The 25,956-nt window shown below is 43.2% G+C and carries 24 protein-coding genes and 3 pseudogenes; 7 read left to right on the forward strand and 20 right to left on the reverse strand.

Features of this window, described 5'->3' with window-relative positions; genetic code table 11:
• Positions 1–101: 101 nt before the first annotated feature.
• From IE039_RS02120 to IE039_RS02140, 5 genes are all read right to left on the reverse strand, one after another.
• On the reverse strand, positions 102–1,958 hold the full coding sequence (locus tag IE039_RS02120; RefSeq protein WP_010006270.1) for an ABC transporter substrate-binding protein: 1,857 nt from the start codon (positions 1,956–1,958) through the stop codon (positions 102–104).
• A 108-nt stretch (positions 1,959–2,066) separates the two neighbouring features.
• Positions 2,067–2,954 carry an ABC transporter permease gene (locus tag IE039_RS02125; RefSeq protein ID WP_010006269.1) on the reverse strand — a complete coding sequence of 296 codons (888 nt, stop codon included), beginning with the start codon at positions 2,952–2,954 and terminating at the stop codon, positions 2,067–2,069.
• A 9-nt stretch (positions 2,955–2,963) separates the two neighbouring features.
• Entirely contained in the window at positions 2,964–3,929 is a 966-nt protein-coding gene (locus IE039_RS02130; RefSeq protein WP_010006268.1) for an ABC transporter permease, read from the reverse strand.
• A gap of 2 nt (positions 3,930–3,931) precedes the next feature.
• Positions 3,932–4,921: an ATP-binding cassette domain-containing protein gene (locus IE039_RS02135; protein ID WP_010006267.1), complete on the reverse strand. Its 990-nt coding sequence runs from the start codon at positions 4,919–4,921 to the stop codon at positions 3,932–3,934.
• Positions 4,918–5,931, reverse strand: a complete 1,014-nt coding sequence (locus IE039_RS02140; protein WP_010006265.1) for an ABC transporter ATP-binding protein — start codon at positions 5,929–5,931, stop codon at positions 4,918–4,920. Before IE039_RS02140 ends, IE039_RS02135 begins: the two co-directional genes overlap by 4 nt.
• Positions 5,932–6,255: 324 nt before the next feature.
• On the opposite strand from IE039_RS02140, the gene IE039_RS02145 reads away from it, so the two are divergent.
• The 3 genes from IE039_RS02145 to IE039_RS02155 all read left to right on the forward strand — a co-directional run bounded on the left by IE039_RS02145 (position 6,256) and on the right by IE039_RS02155 (position 8,583).
• On the forward strand, positions 6,256–6,696 hold the full coding sequence (locus IE039_RS02145; protein WP_010006264.1) for a MarR family winged helix-turn-helix transcriptional regulator: 441 nt from the start codon (positions 6,256–6,258) through the stop codon (positions 6,694–6,696).
• Complete coding sequence (locus IE039_RS02150; protein WP_010006263.1) at positions 6,693–7,577, forward strand: metal ABC transporter solute-binding protein, Zn/Mn family; 885 nt, start codon at positions 6,693–6,695, stop codon at positions 7,575–7,577. Before IE039_RS02145 ends, IE039_RS02150 begins: the two co-directional genes overlap by 4 nt.
• A gap of 145 nt (positions 7,578–7,722) precedes the next feature.
• Complete coding sequence (locus IE039_RS02155; protein ID WP_189428655.1) at positions 7,723–8,583, forward strand: aldo/keto reductase; 861 nt, start codon at positions 7,723–7,725, stop codon at positions 8,581–8,583.
• 82 nt (positions 8,584–8,665) lie between these two features.
• Here IE039_RS02155 and IE039_RS02160 read toward each other — a convergent pair whose 3' ends face one another.
• The 6 genes from IE039_RS02160 to IE039_RS02185 all read right to left on the reverse strand — a co-directional run bounded on the left by IE039_RS02160 (position 8,666) and on the right by IE039_RS02185 (position 13,239).
• Entirely contained in the window at positions 8,666–9,430 is a 765-nt protein-coding gene (locus IE039_RS02160; RefSeq protein ID WP_009999960.1) for an ABC transporter permease, read from the reverse strand.
• 3 nt (positions 9,431–9,433) lie between these two features.
• Positions 9,434–10,339, reverse strand: coding sequence for an ABC transporter ATP-binding protein (locus IE039_RS02165; protein WP_010006261.1), 906 nt, complete (start codon positions 10,337–10,339; stop codon positions 9,434–9,436).
• Between the two features lie 25 nt (positions 10,340–10,364).
• The gene (locus IE039_RS02170; RefSeq protein ID WP_010006260.1) at positions 10,365–11,186 is read right to left on the reverse strand and encodes a hypothetical protein; all 822 of its coding nucleotides are present in this window, start codon (positions 11,184–11,186) and stop codon (positions 10,365–10,367) included.
• Positions 11,183–12,088 (reverse strand): ATP-binding cassette domain-containing protein, encoded by a 906-nt coding sequence (locus IE039_RS02175; RefSeq protein ID WP_010006258.1) that lies wholly within the window; start codon positions 12,086–12,088, stop codon positions 11,183–11,185. The genes IE039_RS02170 and IE039_RS02175 overlap by 4 nt, the downstream gene beginning before the upstream one ends.
• Positions 12,085–12,474, reverse strand: a complete 390-nt coding sequence (locus tag IE039_RS02180; protein ID WP_009999965.1) for a GntR family transcriptional regulator — start codon at positions 12,472–12,474, stop codon at positions 12,085–12,087. The genes IE039_RS02175 and IE039_RS02180 overlap by 4 nt, the downstream gene beginning before the upstream one ends.
• Positions 12,475–12,879: 405 nt before the next feature.
• Positions 12,880–13,239 (reverse strand): winged helix-turn-helix transcriptional regulator, encoded by a 360-nt coding sequence (locus IE039_RS02185; RefSeq protein WP_010006256.1) that lies wholly within the window; start codon positions 13,237–13,239, stop codon positions 12,880–12,882.
• 131 nt (positions 13,240–13,370) lie between these two features.
• Between IE039_RS02185 and IE039_RS02190 the strand changes: the two genes are divergently transcribed.
• Both IE039_RS02190 and IE039_RS02195 read left to right on the forward strand, forming a co-directional pair.
• Positions 13,371–14,210 (forward strand): aldo/keto reductase, encoded by an 840-nt coding sequence (locus IE039_RS02190; protein ID WP_010006255.1) that lies wholly within the window; start codon positions 13,371–13,373, stop codon positions 14,208–14,210.
• A gap of 28 nt (positions 14,211–14,238) precedes the next feature.
• Positions 14,239–14,721, forward strand: a pseudogene (locus IE039_RS02195) (VOC family protein).
• 94 nt (positions 14,722–14,815) lie between these two features.
• Here the strand turns inward: IE039_RS02195 and IE039_RS02200 are convergent.
• A complete protein-coding gene (locus IE039_RS02200) occupies positions 14,816–15,877 on the reverse strand; it encodes a BMP family lipoprotein (protein ID WP_010006252.1) in 1,062 nt (353 codons plus the stop codon).
• 288 nt (positions 15,878–16,165) lie between these two features.
• Between IE039_RS02200 and IE039_RS02205 the strand changes: the two genes are divergently transcribed.
• A complete protein-coding gene (locus tag IE039_RS02205; RefSeq protein ID WP_010006249.1) occupies positions 16,166–16,681 on the forward strand; it encodes a DoxX family membrane protein in 516 nt (171 codons plus the stop codon).
• A 126-nt stretch (positions 16,682–16,807) separates the two neighbouring features.
• Complete coding sequence (locus tag IE039_RS02210) at positions 16,808–17,716, forward strand: alpha/beta hydrolase (protein WP_009999973.1); 909 nt, start codon at positions 16,808–16,810, stop codon at positions 17,714–17,716.
• Here the strand turns inward: IE039_RS02210 and IE039_RS02215 are convergent.
• The 8 genes and pseudogenes from IE039_RS02215 to IE039_RS02245 all read right to left on the reverse strand — a co-directional run bounded on the left by IE039_RS02215 (position 17,713) and on the right by IE039_RS02245 (position 25,893).
• Entirely contained in the window at positions 17,713–18,531 is an 819-nt protein-coding gene (locus IE039_RS02215) for an HAD-IIB family hydrolase (protein ID WP_010003792.1), read from the reverse strand. The genes IE039_RS02210 and IE039_RS02215 overlap by 4 nt on opposite strands.
• 98 nt (positions 18,532–18,629) lie before the next feature.
• A complete protein-coding gene (locus IE039_RS02220) occupies positions 18,630–20,486 on the reverse strand; it encodes an FAD/NAD(P)-binding protein (RefSeq protein ID WP_009999975.1) in 1,857 nt (618 codons plus the stop codon).
• A gap of 101 nt (positions 20,487–20,587) precedes the next feature.
• Positions 20,588–20,914, reverse strand: coding sequence for a LytTR family DNA-binding domain-containing protein (locus IE039_RS08485; protein WP_268244489.1), 327 nt, complete (start codon positions 20,912–20,914; stop codon positions 20,588–20,590).
• A 75-nt stretch (positions 20,915–20,989) separates the two neighbouring features.
• A pseudogene (locus tag IE039_RS08490) lies at positions 20,990–21,286 on the reverse strand (response regulator); the annotation flags it as partial.
• Positions 21,287–21,309: 23 nt separating this feature from the next.
• Positions 21,310–22,620 carry a GHKL domain-containing protein gene (locus IE039_RS02230; protein ID WP_189428656.1) on the reverse strand — a complete coding sequence of 437 codons (1,311 nt, stop codon included), beginning with the start codon at positions 22,618–22,620 and terminating at the stop codon, positions 21,310–21,312.
• A gap of 261 nt (positions 22,621–22,881) precedes the next feature.
• The gene (locus IE039_RS02235; RefSeq protein ID WP_010002392.1) at positions 22,882–23,871 is read right to left on the reverse strand and encodes a YeiH family protein; all 990 of its coding nucleotides are present in this window, start codon (positions 23,869–23,871) and stop codon (positions 22,882–22,884) included.
• A 72-nt stretch (positions 23,872–23,943) separates the two neighbouring features.
• Positions 23,944–24,730, reverse strand: a pseudogene (locus IE039_RS02240) (NAD(P)-dependent oxidoreductase).
• 173 nt (positions 24,731–24,903) lie between these two features.
• The gene (locus IE039_RS02245; protein ID WP_010006507.1) at positions 24,904–25,893 is read right to left on the reverse strand and encodes a D-2-hydroxyacid dehydrogenase; all 990 of its coding nucleotides are present in this window, start codon (positions 25,891–25,893) and stop codon (positions 24,904–24,906) included.
• Positions 25,894–25,956 lie beyond the last annotated feature (63 nt).

The following is a 25,956-nucleotide window of genomic DNA, read 5'->3' on the forward strand; positions in this document are numbered from 1 at the left end:
AGTGGTCAACTGATCACATCGGGTTTTATAGTGCAACGAACTATTGAGACATGGTATTGGGAGGATACTGCTACTCAGACTTCCGTTGCACGAGCACGAACTTACTTTCTTGGATTACCAGATGTCACTGGCTTATCTTGAGAAACACCAAGTTGTGCATACAAATCATTCGTTGGTGCTGTTGTCCAACCGGTCACACGACCGTTCACAAATTGTGCAGCAATGCCGACAGTTGTTGGAATTGTGTAAGCTTGATCTTCAACCACCAACTTTTGGAAGGCCTTAATGTTCTTAGCCAATTCCGCAGCTGACTTTGAGTCTTGCGTCTCCGTCAAGTTCTTGGTCAAAGCATCTGACACAACGTGACCGAAGTTATATTGTGCCGACTTAGCCCAAAGTTGGTCAAATGTTGGCACTGTAGCTTCTGACCAGCCACCATCTGTCAAGTCCCAATCATTGTTGTTACCTGCTAGGATAATTGATTGCCAAGTAGCAGAATCAACTAACTTGTCTTGGTACAACTTCATATCAATACCGGCGGCCTTCCATGCAGCAATGTAGGCCTTTGTTTTCGCTTCAGCTGTCGTGCTACCAGAACGGGCCAAGTAAGTCAGCGTCAAATGCTTGCTATCCTTAGCGTAGTAACCATCATCACCCTTCTTATAACCGGCCTTTTCCAGATACTCGCCAGCCTTCTTTGGATCACCACCAGATTTGTCATGATAGCTCTTGATTGAATTGTTGTAGAATTCTTCCTTCGCTGGATCTTTAGACATCAACGTTTTAGCTGGTTGATCAAAACCATTGCTATACTTCTTTGTCACATCCCCGACGTTCATTGCATAACCAACCGCTTTACGCACATTAGCATCTTGCAAAGGTGTTTGTCGGTCTTGGACGTTGGTGCTCGTTTTCTTGTCAAAATGGCCTAAGTTAAAGTAAAGTTCCCAATAGCCCGAATTGTAATTACCAGTGGCAGCATAACCCTTGGCATTGTCGTATTTAGACAATTGTGGTTGATCACCATTTTTCCAAAGTGAGATTGGAACACTCTTGACAATATCAAATTTCTGCTTTGCAAGATCGTTTTCTAACTTAGACTTATCTTGGTTAACGTAGAAATTAATTGAATCAAGTCGCGCTGGCTTCCCCCAATATTCGCTGTTACGGACATACTTAACAGTCGAATCTGTTGACACTGAGGCAACTTTAAACGGTCCAAATGACAATGGCGTCTTCGTTACTTTTTCTGAAGTCGCTAAGTCTTTTGACGCCACATTTTTCAAGTCATGATATGGCATAGCGTAAGCTGGGACACCATCACCCCAGTCAGCTGCGGCTGGTAAACTCGTATAACTCACGGTCAACTTTTTACCATCTGCACCATCATTGAGTTTAATGCCTGAAATGTCTTTTGCCTTACCACTTTGGTAGTCGGCTAACCCTTTAATGTTTAAATAAGAGCTCGTAAAGCTACCGGCAGCGACTTCATTAGTTGCTAAAGTTTGTAGTGAGAACAATACATCTTGGGCAGTTACCGGCTTCCCATCAGACCACTTAAGGTTATCTCGTAACGTAATCGTTACGGTCTTATTGTCCTTATCAGCCTTATAGTCAGCTGGACCACCGTTGATGATTTTACCATGCTTGTCAGTATAGAAAATTGTGTTCGCACCAGCAGGACCAAGTTCTTGTTGTACTGATGACCATTGTGCAAATTCTGAATACCCTGCAAAGCTGACCGGATCAGATGCAGTACCTGGTATCGTAACCGACAGGTTACCACCCTTCATTGGTGACTTCGGGTTCTTATAATCCCCTTTAAACGACCCAACACTGACGGCTTTACTCGTCGTAGCACTTTGATTTGACTGGCTGGCTAGAATAGCAAAGCCGGCTCCCGCAACAACAACAAGACCACCGACACCAAAGGCGACTTTTTTTCCTGTACTTACCATATCTCTCTCCTCATTCATTTTTAGACCGTTAACAAGATGTTTCGTGTCACAATTATTATAAATATATCACTGTTTTTCATATTGTCAACACTTTATTTTAATTATATTTTAATTCAAAGCTTGTCTTTGATCCATTGCGCGACGAGCAACTTGCCCCAAAACCACAAAACCAAATGTGAGTATGATGAGAATGAGTGTTACCGGCACCCATAACCACCAACGCACATAAATCGTTGAAGCAGACCCATTCAATACCATCAACATCGACCCTAGCGAACTGGTCCCTTGCTTCAAACCAAAGCCCAAGAATGTCAATCCAGTTTCAATCCCGATTGACCCCGCCAGCGTCAAAGCATAATCCGAAATAATGGTTGATGAAATATTGGGCAAAATACCCGAAAACAAAATTTTATACCAAGGTGTTCCTGAAATCTTAGCCGCCTCAACGTAATCACGATTCACTTCCGACAACGTTAACGTCCGTACCAAGCGGACGTTAGCTGGCCAACTAATAACCGACAAAATCATAATCAGGCTCCAAATGGAAACCCCTTTAGCCGTGGCAAAGATAATCGCCAACACCATGATGATTGGCATAATCAACCAAAAATCAATCACACGCATTGCAATCCAGTCGACCCAACCGCCAAAATAACCAATCATCATCCCAAAAACAATTGAAATCAGGGAAATCAACGTGGCTACCCCGAACCCAATAATGATGGAATTCTTCGCTGAGGCAATTAACGTCAAAATAAAGTCAGCCCCAGAGTCCGTGGTCCCAAGAATATGCCCATTGGTTAACGGTGGTAAGTTCGCATTTAAAATGCTACTCATTGTCCCAATATCACTTGGTACAAAAAACTGCCCAATAAAAATAAATAAGAATAACGCAATGAGTAAAATCAAGGCAGTCAAGCCCAGTCCATCACGTTCTAGTTCACGCCAAAAATTTTTCAAAAATTTTTCGCCAAAACGACTTTTTTTCGTTGCCATAGCGCCTCCTTATTTCACACGAATACGCGGATCAACCCACGCAGAAATGATGTCAGATAGTAACCCGCCTAAGAGTGCTAAGAAGCCTTGTAACAGCATCAATGCGGTGATCACCGTATAGTCACGACCACTCAACGCTTGCACGAATAAGGCCCCAATCCCAGGATAACCAAAGACGGTTTCCGCAAACATCGCTCCAGCCAACACACCCGTAATGGCATAACCAATACCGGAAGCAATTGGCAAAAAGGCATTTCTTAAAATGTGCTTGCGGAAAACATCTTTAATTTGGACCCCTTTGGCACGTGCTGTCCGCACATAGTCCTGGGCTTGCTGATCTAACAAATTCGATCTGAGATATTGAAACACCCCGTTCGTACTAAAGAGGGCAATCGTAAAGCCGGGCAAAAAGGCATAACGTAAGTTACTGAAAAAATTCACCGCAAAATTCTTAGTGTCATCAATTCCTGTCCCTGAACTTGGGAAAATCGGAATAATATACACAAATAAAATCATCATGATGAAGTAGAACACAAAGGACGGCACCGCTGACGTCAATGTATTCCAAACAATTAACGCCTGATCAATCAATTTGTTTTCGTGACGAGCAGCGAGCAACGCTTGCGTAATCGCTAATAAATACGTGAGAATTGTCGCTAAGATACCCATCGATAGGGTTGGCCAAAGGTGTTGCTCAATCAAGCGCGTGACTGACCAGCCCTTATTAACCGTATAAGAGGTACCTAAATCACCATGCAAAACATGGTCGACCCAACGGATATATTGCTCATACCAAGGTAAATCAAGCCCGGCTGCGTGTCGCATCCGTTCAATTGTCGCTGGATCAGAATTTGGGTTCAGGTTCCCGTAAAACGGATCTCCCGGCATCAATTGTGCCAGCATAAAAATCAAAATCGACACCAAAATCATCTGCGGAATCATAATCAAGACACGGCGTAGTATTGTTTGTAGCATAATTATCGTGCCTCCTTTTTCACAGCAGCAAAGTGGGTATCTGTAATAGCCTGCAAATCAAAGGCGCGCAATAATTGCCCTTGTTCGCGGTAATAATCCAACTTGCTTTCCTCAAACTCCGCTTCAAGCGCCTTACGCCGTGCACGGTTGGCATCGCGTTGACTGACATCCAAACTTGGAATAGCTGAGAGTAAGCGTTTTGTATAAATATGCTGCGGCTGCTCGAAAATATCGGCCGTTGTGCCCATTTCGACAAAGCGCCCTTGGTGCATAATGGCAATATAGTCCGTCATATATTTCACCACACCTAAATCATGGGAAATAAACAAAAAGCTAATCCCAAATTCACGTTGAATTTTCTTCATAAAATTCAATACTTGCGCTTGCACAGACAAATCCAACGCCGATACTGGTTCATCAGCCACAATCAAACGTGGATTGGTTGCCAAGGCCCGCGCAACGCCAATTCGTTGCCGTTGACCACCAGAAAACTGGAACGGATATTGTGTCACTGTCCGTTCTGGTAGGCCAACAATGGCCAATAATTCTAAAACACGCGCATCAATCGCTTCTTGCGTAAAGAGCCGTTCGCCGTTTGCGCCAGCACCAATCGTCTGCGGCACACCAAAGTTTTTTAGCGGCTCCGCAATAATTTCACCGATTGTTTTACGCGGATTCAGACTAGATTGACTGTCTTGAAACACCATTTGCACATCTTTGTTGTAATGCAGGTGCTTTTTTTGCTTAATCGTTGTCACATCTTGGCCATCAAATAAAATTTTGCCGCTGGTTGGATTTTCTAGCCCAACAATCGCCTTACCAATCGTCGTCTTCCCCGAACCAGATTCACCAACTAAGCCATACGTTTTCCCTGCTTCAATGGTAAAAGAAACGTCATCTACCGCCTTAATGTTACCTGTTACCCGATTAAAAAAGCCTGAGCGAATCGGATAGTAAACTTTCAAATGCTCAATTTTAACCAGCTCACTCATACCTCACCTACCTTGTTAAAATCATCCGTAAATTCAAATGTTTGCCAAGCCGTCCCTCGAACAAAATGATTGGGCCCGACTTCATGCAACGTGTCAGCCACGGGCGCATTGACGACATCGTCATCAAGCCACGGCAAACGTTGTAGGAACAAGTCTTTACTATGATCCATATCCTTCAAAGCTGGTACAGTACCCGGAATCGCATACAACGCCTGCCCAGGGGCAACATCTGACGGATCCGCCCGTAACAACGAGCTCGTATAAGGGTGCGTTGGGTGCGTAAATAGGTCATTAACCGGCGCTTCTTCAACAATTTGCCCGGCATACATCACGGCCACTTTATCGGCCATCGCCGCCACGACACCTAAGTCATGGGTAATGAGTAAGATACCAGCATTCTTTTTAAGTTGAATTTCTTTAATTAAGTCTAGGATTTGTGCTTGAATAGTCGCATCTAACGCAGTTGTTGGTTCATCAGCAATAATCAAATCTGGTTCATTGGCTAACGCAATCGCAATCATCACACGTTGCCGCATCCCACCAGACAGTTCATGCGGATATTGTTGTGCCACCCGTTTGGTATCCGTAATTCCAACATCCGTTAATAACTTTTGCACGCGTGTTGTCACGGCCTTAGCGTGTTTATCATGAACGGTAATGGCTTCAGCAATTTGGTCGCCAATTTTCATCAGTGGATTTAAGCTAGATAACGGATCTTGGAAGATCATCCCCACTGATACCCCACGGTACGTATCAAACTGCCGTTCAGATAACCCAATCAATTCATCACCGAGTAAGCGAATCGACCCCGTGACCTGTGTTTGATCTGGGTTATGCAACCCCATGACACTCATCGCAAAGGTTGACTTCCCTGAACCAGACTCGCCGACGAGCGCCAAAACTTCACCACGTGCAATCGATAAATTAACGCGGTGTAGGGCTGTTTGATAATCACCAGCAATTTTAAATTGGACAGATACATCTTTTGCATCTAACAACAAATTCCCCATAAAGACAGTTTCTCCTCAAACATCAATTAAATTATAATCATCTCATTTTAATGATAGATTGTCGCGTTGATAATAATCATACATCTTTTTATTATAAAATGCTAATGTTTTGTGAGGTTTAAATGATATAAATTATTATAACTCGGTTAAAAATGCTATGGCATATCAGGTTGTCGTCTTCGATAAAAACCTGACATTTTTAGATAAATAAGAACTTTATAACTAAAGATACTGTTTGGTCGCCCCCCTCAGATAGCTTGACAGGCTATCATTTTCTTGATATAGTTTACTGGTTAATTAACTAGTAAACTATCGAGGTGACGGATGTCTGAATCCAATACAATTATTCATGAACTCAATACTTTTGTGCAAACCTACGCCGCGCGTTCTGAATTTATCAAAACGACGACTGCCCAGAAAATCAACGCCACACAAGCCCATCTGCTGATGCTATTGCAAGAAGAAAATGCAACCAATGCCAATCTGGCTCATAAGATGAACTTATCTAAGCCAGCCATCACAAAGGCCGTTAAAAATTTGATTGCCCACGGCTACGTCATTTCATCGCAAGATGCCAGCGATAAGCGCAGTGTGAATTACGCTTTAACCCCTGCTGGTATCAAGTTGGCGCGACAACATGAACAGTCGCATCAAGCCTTACACGAAGACATTGATGCCACGATTGCGACTTTTACACCCGAACAACAAGCCACAATTATTCACTTTCTCAAACAAATTAATCAACTAGAGGATATCCGATCATGAAAAAACTCATTGCCGTGTTGGCAATTATCGTCATTGCCATTGTTGGTTTCGCTGCCTTTAAAGGTAGCGAAACCCCTCAAAAGGCCACGAATAAAATTAGCATTATCACATCAACTGATTTTTACGCCGAGCTTGCGCAAACCGTTGTCGGTGATCACGGCACAGCAACGGCCATTATCAAGCACGATAATATTTCCCCCGAAGACTATGAGCCTACAACAGCCGTTGCCAAAAAAGTCAACGGGACTGACATTGTGATTGCTAACGGTCTAGGGTATGATGCTTGGCTCACAAAATTAGCCAAGTCATCCCAAAAGTCGCAACTCGTAGAAGTTGGTGAAGATGTTTTACATGACAAAATGGGTCAAAATCCCCATTTATGGAATGATCCCAACACGATGATTCAATCAGCTCACTATTTAGCCGATCTTTTATCTAAAAAAGATCCTGCCCACAAGTCAGACTATCAGGCAAACGCCAAGAAATATATCGCCAGCTTACAACCCATCACTGATTTAGTGGCACAACTGAAAGCCAAGTCCAATCAGCAAGACGTCGCCCAGACTGAACCAGTCTTTGAATACATGTTAGATGCGCTCGGTTATCACGTCATGGATAATGATTTTTCTGAAGCGATTGAAGAAGGTAACGATCCCTCACCAGCAACCTTATCTGCTTTGAAAACAGCGATTACATCACATAAAATCGCCTTCATTGTCAATAACAAACAAACGACCAGCTCAACCGTGACAAACATCATCAATCTCGCCAAAGCTAACCATATTCCAGTTATCAATGTCACAGAAACCATTCCAAATGGTGAGCACTATGTCAGTTGGAAATTAGCGGAACTCAAACAAATTCAAGCCATCATGAAATAACATCACAACCGTGATACGAACAACTGTTCAAAAAGTGTTATACTACCATTGAGTGCAAAAGCTTTGCTAACTTTTGCAAAATAGTCCCGTCATTTGGTACGAATTTGACGTGGTTTGGTAGCAGCTATGCATGGAGGTAATGTTTATGGCACTGACAGAGACTTATACATTGGCCAATGGGGTTCAAATCCCAGTTATTGGTTTTGGTACCTGGCAATCAGCGGACGGCGATGTCGCATACGACGCAGTTAAATGGGCACTGGAAGCTGGTTATCGACATATTGATACCGCCGCAATTTACGGCAACGAAGCTTCCGTTGGCCGTGCAATTAAGGATTCTGGGATTGCACGTGATGAATTGTTTGTTACGACAAAACTTTGGAACGATGCCCACAGTTACGCAGCAGCCAAAGCCGCTTTGGCCACATCATTAGAAACCCTTGGTTTGGATTATGTTGATTTGTATCTGATTCACTGGCCTAATCCAGCCGCGGTGCAAGAACAAGGGCCGCAAGCTTGGGAACAAGCCAACGCGGATACTTGGCGCGCCATGGAAGAAGCCTACGCCGACGGACAAGTTCGCGCAATTGGCGTATCCAACTTTCAAATTCATCATTTGGAAGCACTAGCGAAAACGCAAAAGATCGCGCCAATGGTGAACCAAAGCTTCTTGAACCCTTCTGATGAACAAGCTGAATTGGTCGCTTATGATAAAGCGCATAATATCTTAGACGAAGCTTACTCACCATTAGGTACTGGTAAGCTGGTACATTTGCCAAAAGTTGCTGATTTGGCTGCTAAGTACGGCAAGTCTGTCCCACAAATCTTGATTCGTTGGTCATTGGAAAAAGGCTTCTTGCCCTTACCAAAATCAACACACCAAGCCTATATTCAAGCCAACTTAGACGTGTTTAACTTTAGTCTCACCCCAGAAGACATGGCCACACTAGATGCCTTACAGGGTGTTGGTGGCGCGCACACAGAGCCTGATACAGCAGATTTCTAACCGATTAACATACAGTTGTTTCACGTGAAACAACGCAAAAGGCGGACGACCAATTGGTCGTCCGCCTTTTTATAAGCTGTGCTTAAACTGAGCGCTTTTTGAAAATCCAATACGCCACACCATACATCAGCACAATATCAATCAAATAAACCCAAAGTACGGTTGTTTGTGGCAAATGGACGAGGGCTTTGAATGCTGTCTTTGGCAATTCAAGCATTGCAATACCGAGATAAATATTAAACGGATTCCACTTCATGATTGGCGCCATTTCAATCAACAACGCCGATAAACTCGTCAAAATCGGTGTCCCAACAATCATCACCACACCCAAGCCAATGGCTGCGCCAGAGCTCTTGACGAGGTTTGTAATGAGCAACACTAAGGCCGCAATAAATATGATTTGTAGCATCGTGATGACAAATGTCTGCCCCATCACTTGCCAACCGGTTCCCATGTCGTTTAACTTGGCCTGCAAGTTCACTTTAAGAACGAAAATGACTTTCGCTAGCATCGTCCCTAAAAACGCCGTGACAAACAACGCTAAATAAACACTGAGATTTAACAATAGTTTGCTGGCAAAGATCTGCCCGCGGCTAAAACGCCGTGAGAGTAAGGGGCGAATCGTCCCAAAGCCAAACTCTTGTGACACGCTTAAAGCGGTAATAATAATCCCAGCAAAGACAATATACACTGTTGCCTGCCCAAAATTTGCCACGACCTCACCTGTACGTTGTGTTTTAAAAATACCCATGACTGCCAATGGGAAAAGAAAACTCAAGACTAACCAAATGTACAGACGGTTCTGTTTAAATGCCTTATAATACTCCTGTTTCATCAATGTTAACATTTCTTATTCCCCCTTCTCGTCATGCGCCAATTTGTCCAACAAGGTGCGTTCCAAATTACCCGTAACGGTTTGAATCGCCGTAATACTAATGCCGGATTGATTGATAGCCGTAATGACTTGCTGCAATGTCTCCGCCCCCGCTATTTCAATTTGCCCATCAACAGCTGTTGCCGTCCAACCTTTTGCCGTAATTAACGCAACCACAGCTTGGTTATCTGAGGTATCAAACAACCAACGTGTCTGGTCTTGGTCGAAAAATGCCGTGATTGTGGTCGTTTCAATGATTTTACCGTTGTTGATGATGACCACATCATCCACCAGTTTTTGTAGTTCATCTAACAAATGACTGGAAATTAAGAAGGCAACCCCCTCATCTGCTAATGCGCGAATCAAAAGCCGCAAATCATGAACTGATTGCGGATCCAAACCGTTCATGGGTTCATCTAAAATAACCAACTTTGGATTACGAATGAGCGCAATCGCGATGCCCAAGCGCTGCTTCATTCCCAAAGAAAACTGTTTAGCTTTTCGCTTACCAAAATCAGGCCCGTCAATTTGTGTTTTCCGCATCAATGTCTGGAAATCTGCCGGTGTTTTGGTATCCATAGCATAGAGCTTTAAGTGCTCTAATGCAGTCAAATTAGGATAAATAGCAGGATATTCAATTAAGTTCCCCATTTTATCCAAGGCTTGATGATGACTAAACGTAATGCGTTGCCCATCAAACATAACACTGCCTGAATCATACCGCATCAAGCCAGTAATCGCGCGCATCGTCGTTGATTTACCGGCACCGTTTGGACCAATTAAACCGACAATCTGGCCAGCTTCTACCTGAAAGCTGACGTCCGTCATCGCCATTTTCTTACCATAACGCTTATTAATATTTTTAACTTCTAATAATGCCATTTTTCCCCCTTAATACTGCAATTAATTAGCGATCCCAAGTCATTTTAAATCTTGGCTTAAAGACAAACGCAAACGTGATGCCTGCCAAAATGACCGGTATAATCATGGTGCTGATGACCACCTTCACATCGATAGCCCCAACATGGCTCATCAAGGTCGTCAATTCCGTTGCCGCAAACACAAAAATAACAATTGGCCAACGCAAATAACGAATCCGAACAGCTTCTTCGGTTGTTTCACCACTAATTTTTTTCGCCAACAGATACCCAATACCAAACAATACCAAGCTAGCCAGTAACCTGATGGTCAAATCCAACAACATATTCTTCTGCCAATAAGTTTCAATGGTACTGAGTGGTTGCCCCATCACAGCCACCGTAAATAACAGCCCCACAACCTTCATCCAATTAGGCCCAATCACGGTATAGATAATGGCGGCAATACTAGCAAAAAAGAAATAACCCAGGGCAAAATTCAAACTTGTCGTCATCAAGCCTGTCATATTAACCGGTTGTATCACGAACAACATCCCAATCGTCACCAAAAAGCCGACGACAATTGGCAAAACAACTAATAAGAGTACCCGCGAGAGAAACAATTCACCACGGGAAACGCGTTGCGTATAGAGCCACACATCCAACCGGCGTGACTGGTCTAACAATAACGAGAGAAAAGCCACAATCAACCAACCACCAGTGAGCAAGATGCCGCTTTCAGCAATAGCTGACAATTGATGTTGCCAAAGGAATGAGCCGACTTGTAGTCCCATCAGCCCCAATCCCAAAATGAACGCTAACAGCATTTGATCCTTTTTAATGTGCGCATACAGTTGTAATGCTTGCTTCATTCTGCCACCTCCAATTCTTGCTGCCAAGCATAGGCTTCTTCTGCAAAGCTCGCTCGAAAAACATCTTCACTCCCAACGGGTAGTTCTTCCACAAATTTGAAATCTTGTCCTGCTAATCGAATCCCAATGTCTTCCGTGAAATCATTGAAAACAATCGTCACAATATGGCCCGTTTGCGCAATAATTGTCCCGCTTTCCCGTAAGAAACTTGGCAGTTCATCACCAGCAAAGGCTAATTGATATTTTCTAATATTTTTATTTTCTTCAATGGCAAACGTCCGATCAATCGTATGATCTTTGAGGAGCAAAACACGATCCACTAGGGTATCTAAATCGACTAAATTATGGGAGGCAATCAACACCGTTGTTTGGTGCGCCGTGACTTGATCGACAATAAGTTGTTTCACTTGATCGCGAATTAACACATCGAGTCCGTCTAATGGTTCATCCAATAAGACATAACGTGCCCGACTCGCAAAGCTTGCGATAATCACAAATAACGCGCGCATACCTTTTGAATAAGTCCGGATACGCTTGTTATTATTTAGCCCAAAGCGTTTAATTTCGGCATCATACCAAGTCTCATCAAAGTGACGATACGCCACTTTTAGAATCGCTTTCACTTTTTTGGGAGAATAGTAACTCAACCAATTTTCCGGCATATCCACGTAAAATAATTGATCATGTAAATCAATGGTTTTCACATAATCCAAGCCGTCTAAGCCAATCCGCCCAAAATCCGGCAATAATTCACCTGAAATCGTATCAAACAACGTGGTTTTCCCAGAACCATTTCGCCCAACTAATCCCACAATTTCGCCCTGATGTAACTCAAAGCTTACATTTTTTAAAACATCCTGTTTTTGAATTTTCTTCGAGATGTTTTCAACCACTAACGTCATGCTTCCTCCTCGTGTTCTTCCCCTTGTACGCCATAGCCCAAATCAATCCAGTGCTGCAGCTGCGACCGCGGAATCGCCGCCCGCTTCGCCTCAATGATAACTTCATCCAGTCGCTGTTGAATACTTGCCAGCAAGCGCTCATCCGTGGCCGTTGCTTCATGTCCCAAAACAAATGCCCCCTTACCAGCAACCGTTTCAATCACTTGTTGCTGTTCTAGGGCCTTATACGCTTTTGCCACTGTATTAGGATTGAGCCCTTCAATGAGGGCCATTTCTCTCACAGATGGTAACTTGTCACCTTGGCGCAACGCCCCAGATGCGACTTGTGATTTAATCCGCCACATGAGCTGTTCGTACAATGGCTGATGCCTCTGAATTTGTCCCATTCACGCCACCTCTTTTTATTTAATTTGCGATAACCGCACTTTTCGTCATGCCAAACCCAACCAACTGTACTACGTGTACTATTGTACATAGTACAGTTGAACGTGTCAACACGTGACAAGCTTACTGCTGGCCACTTTTGCCTCATAAACAACGCAAAAAAAGCACCGCAACATGATTGTTGCAGTGCTTTTTTGACAAACGAAACCCCGTATCTACTTACAATACGGGGGATTATATATCTTTAAGAGTGAGAAGAGAAGAGATTTTTTAGGAGAGAGAATAAATTGAAAATCCACCAGTATTTACAGGGTTTCGTTCTTAATTAATAAGTTTCTTGTTGCTTATCAATAACTTTATTATAAAGACCTAAGATTAAATTTAGTTTAAAATAACGACTATTGTCGTTAAAATTCTTGTTCAATCAACGTCACCGATTCACCAGCACGTTGTAACGTTTGAACATGCATGGTCCCCCACTGGCAAAGATTATCTAACAAAAAACCTAATGTTTGACCATACTCACTTAATGAATATTCAACTTTTGGTGGTACCTGATTGTAAGATCGCCGTGCCACAATATTGGCAGCCTCCAACTCCCGTAACTGCTGTGTTAACATTTTTTGGCTGATCTCAGGTATTTTTTGTCGCAATTCACTGGGCCGCAAAGCCCCATGTCGTAAATTACAAAGAATGATTGGTTTCCATTTACCACCGATCACATCCATTGTGGCCTCAACACCAATATTATAAACTTTTTGTGCCATGTGCACCCCTTAAAAACCTTATCTATTCAAATAATGACTTAAAAGTACGTATATAACAAAAAAGTACGTACTATACATTCTGTTCCCTTCATTATTTGATATCTAAATCAAAAGACAAGAGGCAATTTATCATGCAAACATTATCAGACACGATTACACTCAACAATGGGTATCCCATACCACGTTTGGGTTTAGGGGTTTTCCAAATACCAAAGCAAACAACTGCTGAAGTCGTAAAAAATGCAATTGTGACCGGTTACCGCGCCATTGATACTGCTGCCATTTATGATAACGAAGTCGAAACTGGTTTAGGTATTCAGCAGGGGTTACAAGCCACTTCTTTAACCCGTCAGGACTTATTTGTCACATCAAAATTATGGAACGATCATCTCTCCTATGATGAAACAATCGCAGCGGCTAATGATAGTCTAAAACGGCTATCATTAGATTATCTTGATTTATATCTCATTCATTGGCCCGGCGATAATGCGTTTAAAGATGCTTGGTTGGCACTTGAAGATTTATATGCAGCCGGCAAAATTAAAGCCATTGGTGTCAGTAATTTCCAAATTCATCATTTAACGTATTTATTATCTTTTGCCAAAGTACTCTCAGTCATTAATCAAATTGAACTCCATCCAAAATTATCACAAGTCCCACTACGTGAATTTTGTGCAGCCAATAATATCAAAATTCAAGCTTGGGCGCCGCTCATGCAGGGACAACTGCTAACCAATCCAGTCGTTTTAACTATTGCAGCAAAATATCACAAATCAGCAGCTCAAGTTATTTTGCGTTGGGCTATCCAACAAGATATTTTATTAAACGTTAAATCCGTCCAACTCACGCGGATGACAGTAAATCGTGATATTTTTGATTTTGAATTATCGTCTACAGATATGACGCAACTTAACGCACTGAACGAAAATAAACGTGTTGGGCCTGACCCTGATACATTTAACTTTCAATAATGCGTTCAAAAATGAGGAGATAGTTACCATGACAACATCAGTACAAGGATTTTCAGTCGTCAATCACGTCGGTATTACCGTCAGCAATCTAGAAAACGCGATTGTTTTTTATGAAGCACTCACTGGTAAAAAAATCACTAACCAAGATAAAATTGGCGGCAAGCGTATGCCGCAAACGCAAGGCTTGACGAATACGACCATCAAATACGCCAATCTTCATCTCGATAATCTAAACATTGATCTGTTAGAATATGTCGAACCAAAGTCTAACTAGGTACATTATTCAAATGATCAAATCAGTGCCATGCATTTGTGTTTTGAAGTCGCTGATATTCATGCGGCAGTCAATCGCCTAAAGGCGATTGGTGTTATGCCAGACGGCGATCCTATCATTTTTGAAGCACAAGATGGCTTAAAAAGCGGCTTTGGGACGGGTGTCGCATACTTCACCGATCCTGATGGCACAAACCTTGAATTAATCGCCCCAACAGGGCCTTTCTCACGCGACTAAAACACCTGTACAGGGTTCCTTTTTACAGGATTTCCAATATTTTAGATTGAATTAAAACCCCGAAAACTAGCCAGTTTTCGGGGTTTTTATTGTGTTATTTGACTTCACTTAACTTTGTTGGTACGGTAATTTTACCATCTAAAATTTCTTGTTTAGCTGCTTGTGTTGCGGCCCAAGCATTTTCTGGCATTGAATCACGGGCAATATCAACACCCTTTTGCTTCAAGCCATACGTTACAGTTTGGCCACCAGGGAACTTCCCCTTTTTACCGTCTTCGGCGACCAATTCGATGGCGTTGTCAACCCGCTTAATGGCAGATGCCAACGTGAAGTTAGCCTTTTTGCCATCCTTGGTTGTGTAGTTACCATCTTGCTTTTGATCCATGTCAACACCGATGACCCAGACTTTATTGTCTGCCGTGGTGTTTTCATTGATAGCCTTCGCTTCAGCAAAGACACCGTTACCAGTTGCCCCAGCAGCTTGGAAAATCACATCAACGCCACTGGCATACATTGCTGCGGCAATTGTCTTACCCTTAGCTGCATCAGTAAAAGTATTCGCATATTGTGATACAAATGTTGCCTTTGGGTTTGTTGCTAACACACCAGCCTTAAAGCCAGCTTCGAATTGTTCAACAACTTCGCCCTTCACACCACCAACGAAACCAATCTTACCTGTCTTTGACACAGTTGCTGCGGCGACACCTGCAAGATAAGATGATTGTTCTGAATGGAACATAATTGAAACGGCATTCTTAGTTGGGACTTTGGCTTCAACCATCGCAAAGTTAGTCTTCGGATTAGCCTTAGCGACTTGATTCATCGCAGGACCACCCATGAATGAAATACCGACAACCAACTTATAGTTCGCTTTCACGGCTTGTTGCAAGTTTGACTTGATTTCCGAATTGTCATTTGAGACAAAATAAGTATAACCATTCGCCCCTTGCTTTAAGCCGTTCTTTTCACCATAACGCTTGATACCAGTCCAGGCTGATTGATTAAACGACTTATCATCGACACCGCCAGTACTTGTCACTAAGGCAACCGAATAAACATCCTTCTTCTTTGCCCCTGAATTCATGGCAACAGATGTGCCAATACCAATAACTGCAACAGCGGCGACCAGGCCACCAATCAATGTTGAACGCTTCATTTAATTTTCCTCCGACTATATATCTCTCTGTATATATAGAAATTATTTGTGTTTTGCCAAGCTTGGCTTAAATACACCGTCAACTATCATACCAGTAATTTTTTCTCAACGCAATAAGTAATTTTAACTTCATGACCAATGATCGACTACGCTTCACAGATTTTTTATACGTTACGTCATATTTTGACAAAGCGATCTATTTGTTTGACCTTTCACAAACAAACGTATATACTTACTTATTGTAATAAACATCACGAACAATCGTGACACAATAAAGGAGAGAAGATTATGATTTTTTGGTTACGTCACTCAAAAGTGGCAATGTGGGGATTAACGATACTACGTATCTACCTCGGTTTCGGTTGGGCAAAAGACGGGTTTGAAAAGCCTACTGGCCCTAAGCCTTTCGATGCATCAGGCTTGATTATGAGTGCCATTAAGCACCCCGTCACCGATCCAAGTGGTGCAAAGGCATTCCCTTGGTATGACTGGTTCTTGTCAACATTCACTAATAACGGTCACAACACAGCATTCTTTTCATTTTTGGTTGCTTGGGGTGAACTATTAGTAGGTCTTGATCTTATTTTCGGGACATTGACAATCGCTGCTAGCTTCTTTGCACTTGTTATGAACTTCTCATATCTTGGTGCTGGTGTTGTTTCAGTCAACCCAACTTATATTTTCATCGGCAGCTTGCTCTTGGTTTCTGGTTACAATGCGGGTAAGATTGGCTTGGATCGCTGGGTAACACCATTCCTCCGTTCAAAGTTTCCTTTCCTCAATAATGATATTAAAGTCAATTAGCGCTTTAACCAATTTAAAAAAGACCCAATTGGGTCTTTTTTATTATCCCCAACAATGCGTTTATCTTGTCGTGCCGTGGACGCATTCTGTATAATGAGCGTAACAACTAAACGCTAGAGGTGTATGATGCAATTCAAAGATAAACCTTACCACTTCATCCCCGCAACGGTGCCCGAGTCAGCGCATACCGTTATTCGCGACGTGGCTTATGGCCCCGATTCGCGACAATATTTAGACATCTACTTACCTGCTGGGCAGCAAACTTTCCCAGTCATTCTTGATTTATATGGTGGTGGCTTACTCCGCGGGCAAAAATCCTCTTTTAAACTCAATCCCAGTCTACGCTTTTTAGCAGCTGGTTTTGCGGTGGTTAGCATGGATTATCGCCTCAACACCGCCACCCATAATCAGTTCCCCGCACAAATTGCCGACATTAGTGCTGCCATTCATTTTTTGGCCCAACATGCAACGGATTACCAATTAGATATGACACACCTCACGCTCATTGGTGAATCCAGCGGCGCCCAATTAGCCGTGCTTGCTGCTGCCAGTTTTTCAGCCGGTGTGCCACTAGGTCCCCTATCACCAGCAGATATTGCGACCTTACCGGAAATCAAGCGCGTCATTGGTCTATATGGCCCTTATCAAGTCGACCAAATGACGCAACAGTTCCAACAGCTCGGTATTACGCCTCAGTTCCCAGAGACCGGTACAGCTGATGCCTTTGAAGGCATTATGTTAGGTCACCACGCACCGGAAACTGTCCCAGATCGTGTTAAACAGGCCAATCCCGCTACCTATTTGACACCAAAAATGCCACCGCTTTTCTTAATTGCCGGCACTAAAGATCCCGTCGTCCCTTATTTACAGAGTGTCGATCTCGCGCAACGTTACCAAACCGCCACGTTGCGCCCAGCTAAAACATTATGGGTGCCAGACGGTGTCCATGGCCCAGCCGATTATGATACCGATGCCATCTATCAACAAAAATACGCCTTTATCACAGAAACACCAAAAAACGACGCCCCATACTAGGCGTCGTTTTTGGCTAATAATTGTAAAATTGTGCGTGAGACACCGTCATGGTTATTATCAGCCACAACCGGTAAAAAGTCTCCCACTAAAGTCGTTTTTGGCATGATGAAGGGATAACCCACATGCGTTAACATCTCAACATCATTACCACCGTCACCAAACGCAGCAACATGGGCCATCTCAATCCCTAAGTGATCCGCTAATACTTGCAACCCCACTGCCTTATTCACACCAGCAGGCACGATATCAATTGCCCCTGTACCGGTTTCGGTCACATGGACAGCATGCCCCAATGCTTGCTTAGCCGCAGTATAAAACTGTAATTCATCAAAGTCACGCCAATTCATAGTGACTTTAAAGATTGGCTCCGAAATATCGGCAACATTGTCAAAAATGACAATATGTTGAAAATATTTTAGGTGCTTATCCATTACAGTCGTCGCAAATTCACGTGGGATATAAGCCGTATCATCCGTTGAATAAACCACCCCTTGGTCAGGTTTTGGTTCAAAGTTGGTAATTAAGGCCGCAATTTGCGTTAACGTTGCGCTCGGAATCGCTCGTTCATATAACACCTGCCCATCACCGGTCACAACCCGCGCACCATTGTTGGATACAAAATTAATGCCGTCATTTAAAAAACCGGCCATGATGCGATTAATGCGTGTCTGATGGACACCGGTAGCAATCGCAAAGGCAATATGATGGGCTTTAAGTTGAGTGAGGACAGTCCGAAATAACGCATGATCAAACGTCTTATCATCCGCTAAGAATGTCCCGTCTAAATCTGTTGCAATCAGCTGAATATTTGCCATAAGTCGTGTATTCCGCTTCTATTTTTTCGCTCTCTAGCAGTCGTCTATGTCTATTTTTAGTTTACCACATTTATACCATGACAAATGTGACTGAGCACTTACGCATACGCTAGAATCCGTTGGGCAATCCAAGCAGCCTCACGTAAAATGACCGTGTTGACGCCAGGACGTGGAATCACCGTTCCAAACCACTTAAGACCTTCAAGCGTAATGCCATAAATATACAAATGTGGCACTTTATTACCATTTTGGTCAATGACTTCAAACGTTTGGCGATCAAATGTCGCAGCGCCTAGCTGATAAGTTGACCCGTCTGCGCGTGTTCGAGTTGGTTGCACGAGCAGGCCTTGTTGACGCAAGTTTTCAATAACTGGGTTTCTTGAGATAGCAATATCTGTTGCCCCTAAGCGTGCTTCAATTAAAGCATTCCCACGGAATTCTTGCTGGCGTACGTCGCGGGCAACAAATTGTTGCCCCTCAGTGTCAACATGAATTTGTGGTGCTGTTACTTCAAAAATACCTGCTTCTATCAAAGCCAGTAATTGTTCAATGCGTTCAAGCGGTGGGCCAACTGACACTGACACATCGAACGGTTTAAATTGACGCAAAAATTTTTCATACTCGTCTGCGTCAAAATACTCATGTTCAATCACATATCGAATCCGATCACGTATATCACGCATAATATCAAAGGTTCCGGCAAAAGGCGCGTGCTTATTACCTAGCTTGGCATCGGCAATATCTGCCCGTAAATACGTTTTAAACCACGTTGCATAGTCAACTGCAGCATCTAGATCACGAGCCGGATTACGAATTAAGTCAATATCAAATGCTGGGATGTCATCTAAACCAAATGCTTTAGCTGTCGCCATTAAATCATCACTGGTTAACAAGGCTTGTCGTAAGGCTTCAGCTTGATCATAAGGCAAGCGATTAGGCATAATCGCCAGTTGATTTAAAATGTATTTGTAAGTGAGCTCTTTTACCACTAATTTTTCAAAATCGTCATACTGTAAATGGCCGCCACCCGCTGCCCGCAAAGCGTCTAAAGCGGGTAACGTGAAAAACTTTGGCACGTATAATTCACTCGTATCCTTTTCGTTGACACCACGTGCGTGTAGTGGGAAACCACCACGCGAACCCGCAATAACATGTGGCTCATGACCCGAAGGGATATAGTCTAGTTCACCGGTAGCATTTCGGACAAATTGCCCCCCTTTACCCACAGTTAAGGCGGATAAATAATCAAAAAAGCTCAAGCCGAGACCGCGAACAATAATGGTATCGTTTTCATCAAATGCTGACAAATCCGCTTCCGCTGGGTGCATTGGCGCAACGTACTTAAGTTGATTTTCCGCAGCAAATGTTTTAAAGCCAGCCTCTTCTTCTGACAAATAATCATCCGAATGCCCTAACGCCATCACCACTTGATCTGATAAAATTTGCATGCCATCAGCTAACGTCAATTGGAATTTCTGACCAATCGGGGTCACCTGGGTGACGGCTTGTTGCGTAAATGTCAGCGTTTGGTTTTGACGCACACGTTGCGTTAACCATTCAAAGAACCAAGCTGCATAAACGCCCATCATGCCCCGCGAAGCAAAGTCACCTGGTTGCTTTAATCGGGCAACTTCTTGCTGGTAAAATGAGTCAAATTCGGGATGAGCTGCTAAAAACGTTGCCGCTTGTCCTGCAAGCCATTGTCGTAGGTTTGGCCCTGGTAACGGCTTACCACCATTTTCGATGGAGTCATCGTTAAATAAAGTAATTTGATCAATCACAGTATTCATTAAAAACTGCTGATTTTGTAATATGAATGGATCCCAGACACGGCCACCAATTGCATAGGGATCAAAAATTTGAATATCGAGCTTAGTATCATCTTCAGCGAGATTGATAAGCCGCTCTGCGACAGCCAGACCACGAGGTCCAGCACCAATAATTGCAACTTGCATGTATCTATATTCTCCAAAGCGTTAATAAAAACGTCTTATCCATTATTTTGTAAACTAGTTTCCATTATAGTCGGTTTTAACCTTGTTTTCAAAAACTTAACTTACATTTTGTCAATAGACGACTTTAACAACGTTTGTAGCTGCTTAAAATGCCGCTTTGAATAAGGTAATGCCACACAAGTATCTAATATCACGGTATGATTATGCCAATCTAAATAACAAATTTTATCACGATTAATCACATAAGCTGCATGGATTTGAATTAACTTATCACTCAAATCAGCCAACGTTTTCATGGTCGCGCGTAAGTCAATTTGACGTTGCTCACAATAAATCGTCGCCCGATGACTGGCCATCACATTACTGGCAATATAAATCATGTCATTCACATCAACAATTTCCCGCTGATGGCTACTTGGCAAAGTCACAATTTCGGGTGTTTGTTGCGTTTGTAGCGCCAAATGGTGATTGGCAACACGGATAGCTGAGCGAATGCGTTGCTTAAATTTCGCTTCACACAATGACTTATCGACAAAATCTAGCGCCCCGATTTGATATTGATAACTCATAGCTAATAATTCAGTATGCGTACTAACAATAATAATCGGCGATAAACTATCAAAGCTACGAATGGCCTGGGCGACATTGAGTCCAGCATGTACGACATGATGCAGCGCTAAATCAATCAAAATGACTTTTGGCTGTCGGTCTGCTTGTAACGCGGCTAATAACGGTGCTGGTTGATCAAATAACTGACACGTCCCAATAATTTGCTGTAACCGCTGTTGTTGTGGTGGTTGGTCTTCTAAGACATACTAATGGGTCAAATTGCGCCCCCAAACGTTAATTCCTGCCTGACACGGGTCTTTTCAGTTACCGTAATCAATTCAATATCTTGCCGTTGCATCAAAAATTGATGCACAAAATACAAGCCTAGTCCCGCATGGCCATGCTTTGATGAATAGCCAACCTGTTTAGACGCGGTCGTGTCTAATCGGTGTAAACAGCTATTGATGATCGCCACTTGTTCCGAACCAACAAACACAATCGTCACCAACTTTTCTGGTGTTTCAATGGCCGCTTCAATCGCATTGTCGAGTAAAATGCCAAAAACACGATAAAAATCAACATCCATTTTAAGGGCGACCGGTTGAAAAACTTGCTGAATATCAACTGCAAACTGCACACTTTGCCGTAATGCCTGTTGATATTTAACTAATAGCATACTGCGTAAATTAACGTCAGCAATTAAATGCAGTGCTAGTGTTTGCGTCTCCGGTAAGGCCTGCTGGCTCGTTTCAATCACGGATTCATAAGCGTATTGCACATCCGCCATATTGCCATTTTGGATACCGTAAGCCAAACTCGCTAAAATATTTTTATAGTCATGTCGAAATGTGCGATACGCCAAATATTGCTTTTCCAGCTGATTCGTATACTGCTGTGTTGCAGCTAACATGTGATCACGTTGCTGTAATTTACACGTTAATAGGTCATATTGATGCCGCAATGCGGGCAGCCCGATAATCAGCAGCACCCCCACCAGCGATAATATTTCCCACATCACTGATCCTTGGTACGCTGTATGATGCCACAAATAAGCTAAATAATCGTTTAAACCACGCATGCCAAACCCAATCATTAAAAAAACGCCGAGTTGCCGGGGATGACGTTGAAAAAAACTGGTGGTTAACCATTTGAAACGATATAGATACGGTACAATCGCGACCACAATCGTCACAACCCCAGCCATTAAATAACCGAGTAACTGAATGACTAAGGGGAGCGTCAGGAGTGACAATATGGCCAATGCGACATTGTACACCCAAGCAACCAGTAACGAACTCACAATGGCATCCAGTAACAACACACCAAGCGGTGTTGCTTGCTGTATTCGTCGCCCAACATAAACTAAACTCACAATGAGTAGCGTTGACGTTACACTTACCTGATAAGCTGTTGGCACCAGCCAACGGCTGATCGCTGTCACGATGACTAACCAGCCTAAAAGTTGCCCTATCGTCCGACGTGCTACCTGAGGTTGTCCCAATAATAGGCCAAACCAAACAACCGCCGCAATCGTCGACGCCAGTGGTTGCATCAGCAAATTAATATATGACAAAATTGTTAGCATGGCACTCCTCCGTGCGTCACCTTGATGCGTGTCATGATCAGTGGTGACTTGTCACGCTTAAATTCATCATTCGCCAATCGCTGGCCAATTATCATTTTTCTCACGTTGATGTCATCTTCATCATTTTATAATAACTATAATAAAACAAATAAGATGTTAACGCAAATCAGCCCTAATCACTACGCCAATTATCAAAAAAAATACGCGACCGCAATTGGTCGCGTATTTTTGATGTGTCTGCCTTAAAAGTGGACAAGATGATTAAAATAGCACCTTAATCAAAGCCACGGCTAAGACAACCTGTGCTACACCGGTCAGTAAGCCATAAGACAAGAACTTACCACCAGAATTTTTAATGGTTTCAAACTTAAGGTTCAAACCAATGCCAGCCAAGTTAACAACACCGAAGAAACTAGCCGTTTCATGGGCTGAATGCGTCACAACGTCCGGCAACTTCACAAAACTAGCCAAGAGCAAGAATGCCAAGAACGCGATGACAAACCAAGGGACAGAAACGCCTTTAGCCGCCGCTTCGATGCTCTTATCACTGCGTTGTGCCATTTTGGCAAAGATCACGACCACAACGGTTAACAGAATGACACGTAGCATCTTAAACAACGTAGCGTACGTGACAACTGATTGGTTAATCAATGTGGCCGTTCCGACTACTTGACCCACTGACTGCAAAGTACCACCGACTAAGGCACCCAACAAAAGATTGTTATTACCAACCAAGTCAGGGCCAATCACTGGTAGCAAAAGCAAGAGGACAACACCAGTCAAACTAACTGTGGCCACGGCCGTGCGGCGTTGGTCATCATTGGCCCCAATGGCTGGCGCCACAGAAGCAATCGCACTTGAACCACAGACGGCGTTTCCAGCGCCCATCAACATCGCTGACTTATCGGAAACTTTAAACAAGCGACCACCCATCCAAAGGACAACAACAATTGTTAAGGCCATTTGAATTAAGATGAACGCAATCCCGTTTAAACCAAGATTTTCAATGGTTCTCAATGTAACCGTTAATCCCATCAACGCAATCCCGATTTCAATCGGATACTTTTCCGCCCACTTCATACCTGGGGCAAATTTTTCGTGACGCAAGATGGTATTACCGAGCACAATACCAATCAGCATTGCAATCGCCTCGCTCCCTAGAAAAGGTAGCCAGACAGATAAATATTTTGCAATAACTGACACAATGAATGTGGCCACGATCCCTAAAATCATGTTCCTTTTAATTGCCATATATTATCTCCCTCACAATCAAAATTGAATTCTATGTTGCTCCCCAAACGACGTTTCACGTGAAACATAGTGTTATGCTGACGCAAACGCCACCCACAATTTGACAATAGCTTGTACACCCTCATCGCCATGGGTTTTATTGAGTTTGGCAAACAATTGCTCTGCCAGTGCTGTGCCTGGTAGGTCAATAGCCATCTCAGCGGCTGCATCTAATGCAATACGCAAATCTTTTAATAGATGTTTCACATAAAAACCAGCCGCAAAATCATCTGCCATAATCCGTGTCATATAATTGGTGACCGACCATGAGCCTGCTGCACCGTTCCGCCAGATATTGTAAGCAGCGTCAAGATTTAAGCCTGCCGCCTCAGCATAGGCCATAGACTCTGCCATCCCAATAACTGTTGCAGCAACCCCAATATTGTTGCTCATTTTCATATGCTGACCCTTACCGGCATCACCAGCAAGCACAATGTTTAGCCCCAATATCACCACCTGAAACCGGCGCATCAAGCACGCCAATGCCAAGTTCTTGCCCCATTGTGGCAAGCTTTTCAGCTAATTTAGGTGTAGAGGTCGTCATATCAACCAAAATATCGCCAGACTTGGCGCCAGAAAATAGCCCGTCTTGACCAGTCCACACCGCTTCCACGTCTTTTGGATAGCCAACCATGGTAAATGTTATGTCAGCAGCCTGAGCAACTGCAGCTGGCGAATCTGCCCAACGTGCGCCATTGGCAATCACATCGTCCGCCTTCTCACGTGTTCGGTTATACACGATCACGTCGTGCTTGGCGGCTAATAAACTATTAATCATGCCAGTGCCCATGACGCCCGTTCCAACAAAGCCAATCTTCATATTGCTTCTCCCTCAACAATTGCCATACGATTGCCAACATAGTTATTACATAACCCTTATTATCAGTCAGACCCTAAAAAAAAACAACCGTCATTTGGTTGTTTTTTCAGAAAATTTAACTGATTTTTTTCTAATATTTTTCTTTGTAACACCCACCAGATAAATTGCTCAATCTACCGTAGAATTTCATTATCCGTATACCCACCATTAGCAAGGGTTACTGCGTCGTTTAACGCCATTTCAACCATGTTTTTAATGGCTGTATTCGTATAAAAAGCAATATGCGGCGATAAATAAAAATTATCCAATTGCGTTAGTCGTTGAATATTTTCTGGTGAATCCGTCACTGCCTGCTTTTGATTCATAAACTCATTTTCATTGGGCGTCACATCAACCGCTGCACCGTATAATTGACCGGTATTCAAACTAGTTTCTAAAGCTGCCATATCGACAATCTCCCCACGTGCCATGTTTAATAGGATGGTACCTGGTTGGATTTTATCAAAAAAGGCTTGATCCGCTAAGTTCCGCGTTTCCTCATTTAAAGGCGTATGAAAGCTAATCACATTGGCACGTGCCAAAGCATCATCTAATGTTGTGTATTCAACAAAGGCTTCGTTCTGCGCACGATAAACTGGATCAACGCCTAACACTTTGGCTCCCAAAGCATGCAACATTTGCGCAAAAGCTGAGCCAATACGACCAACGCCAATAATAGCAACTGTTAACTGATAAATTTCCCGTGCTTGGCCACCAGCTGCCCATGTGTAATCACCGGTTGCCATGGCCCGTTCAAATTTCTTGTTATGCCGTACAATATTAAATAACTGAGTTAAGGTATATTCGGCAATTGCCCGTGGCGAGTAGGCCGCAACATTAGAAAGTCGAATTTTTTGACTAAAGGCAGCGGGCACATCAAAAACATCATAGCCAACTTGGCGCAAAGCAATTTGTTTAATCCCACTTTCAGCAAGTATCTGATACACCGGCGCTGGCATTGCCGTTGTCTGTTGCGTGCTGACCGCATCAAATCCCGCGGCTTGTCCCGCATTGTCAACCGTTAATGGTTCGGATAATGTAACCACCTCGTGCCCTGTTTTGGCCATCCAAGCGGTCACAAAAGGTTGTTCTTCGGCAACTGTATTGTACATGAGTATTTTCATATTTTGCCCACCTTTCTCTTATGATACTCATATTTATTGTAAACGAAAAGCACGCTAAAAGCG

The sequence above is a fragment of the Leuconostoc lactis KCTC 3528 = DSM 20202 genome (assembly GCF_014651235.1).
Taxonomy (GTDB): Bacteria; Bacillota; Bacilli; order Lactobacillales; family Lactobacillaceae; genus Leuconostoc; species Leuconostoc lactis.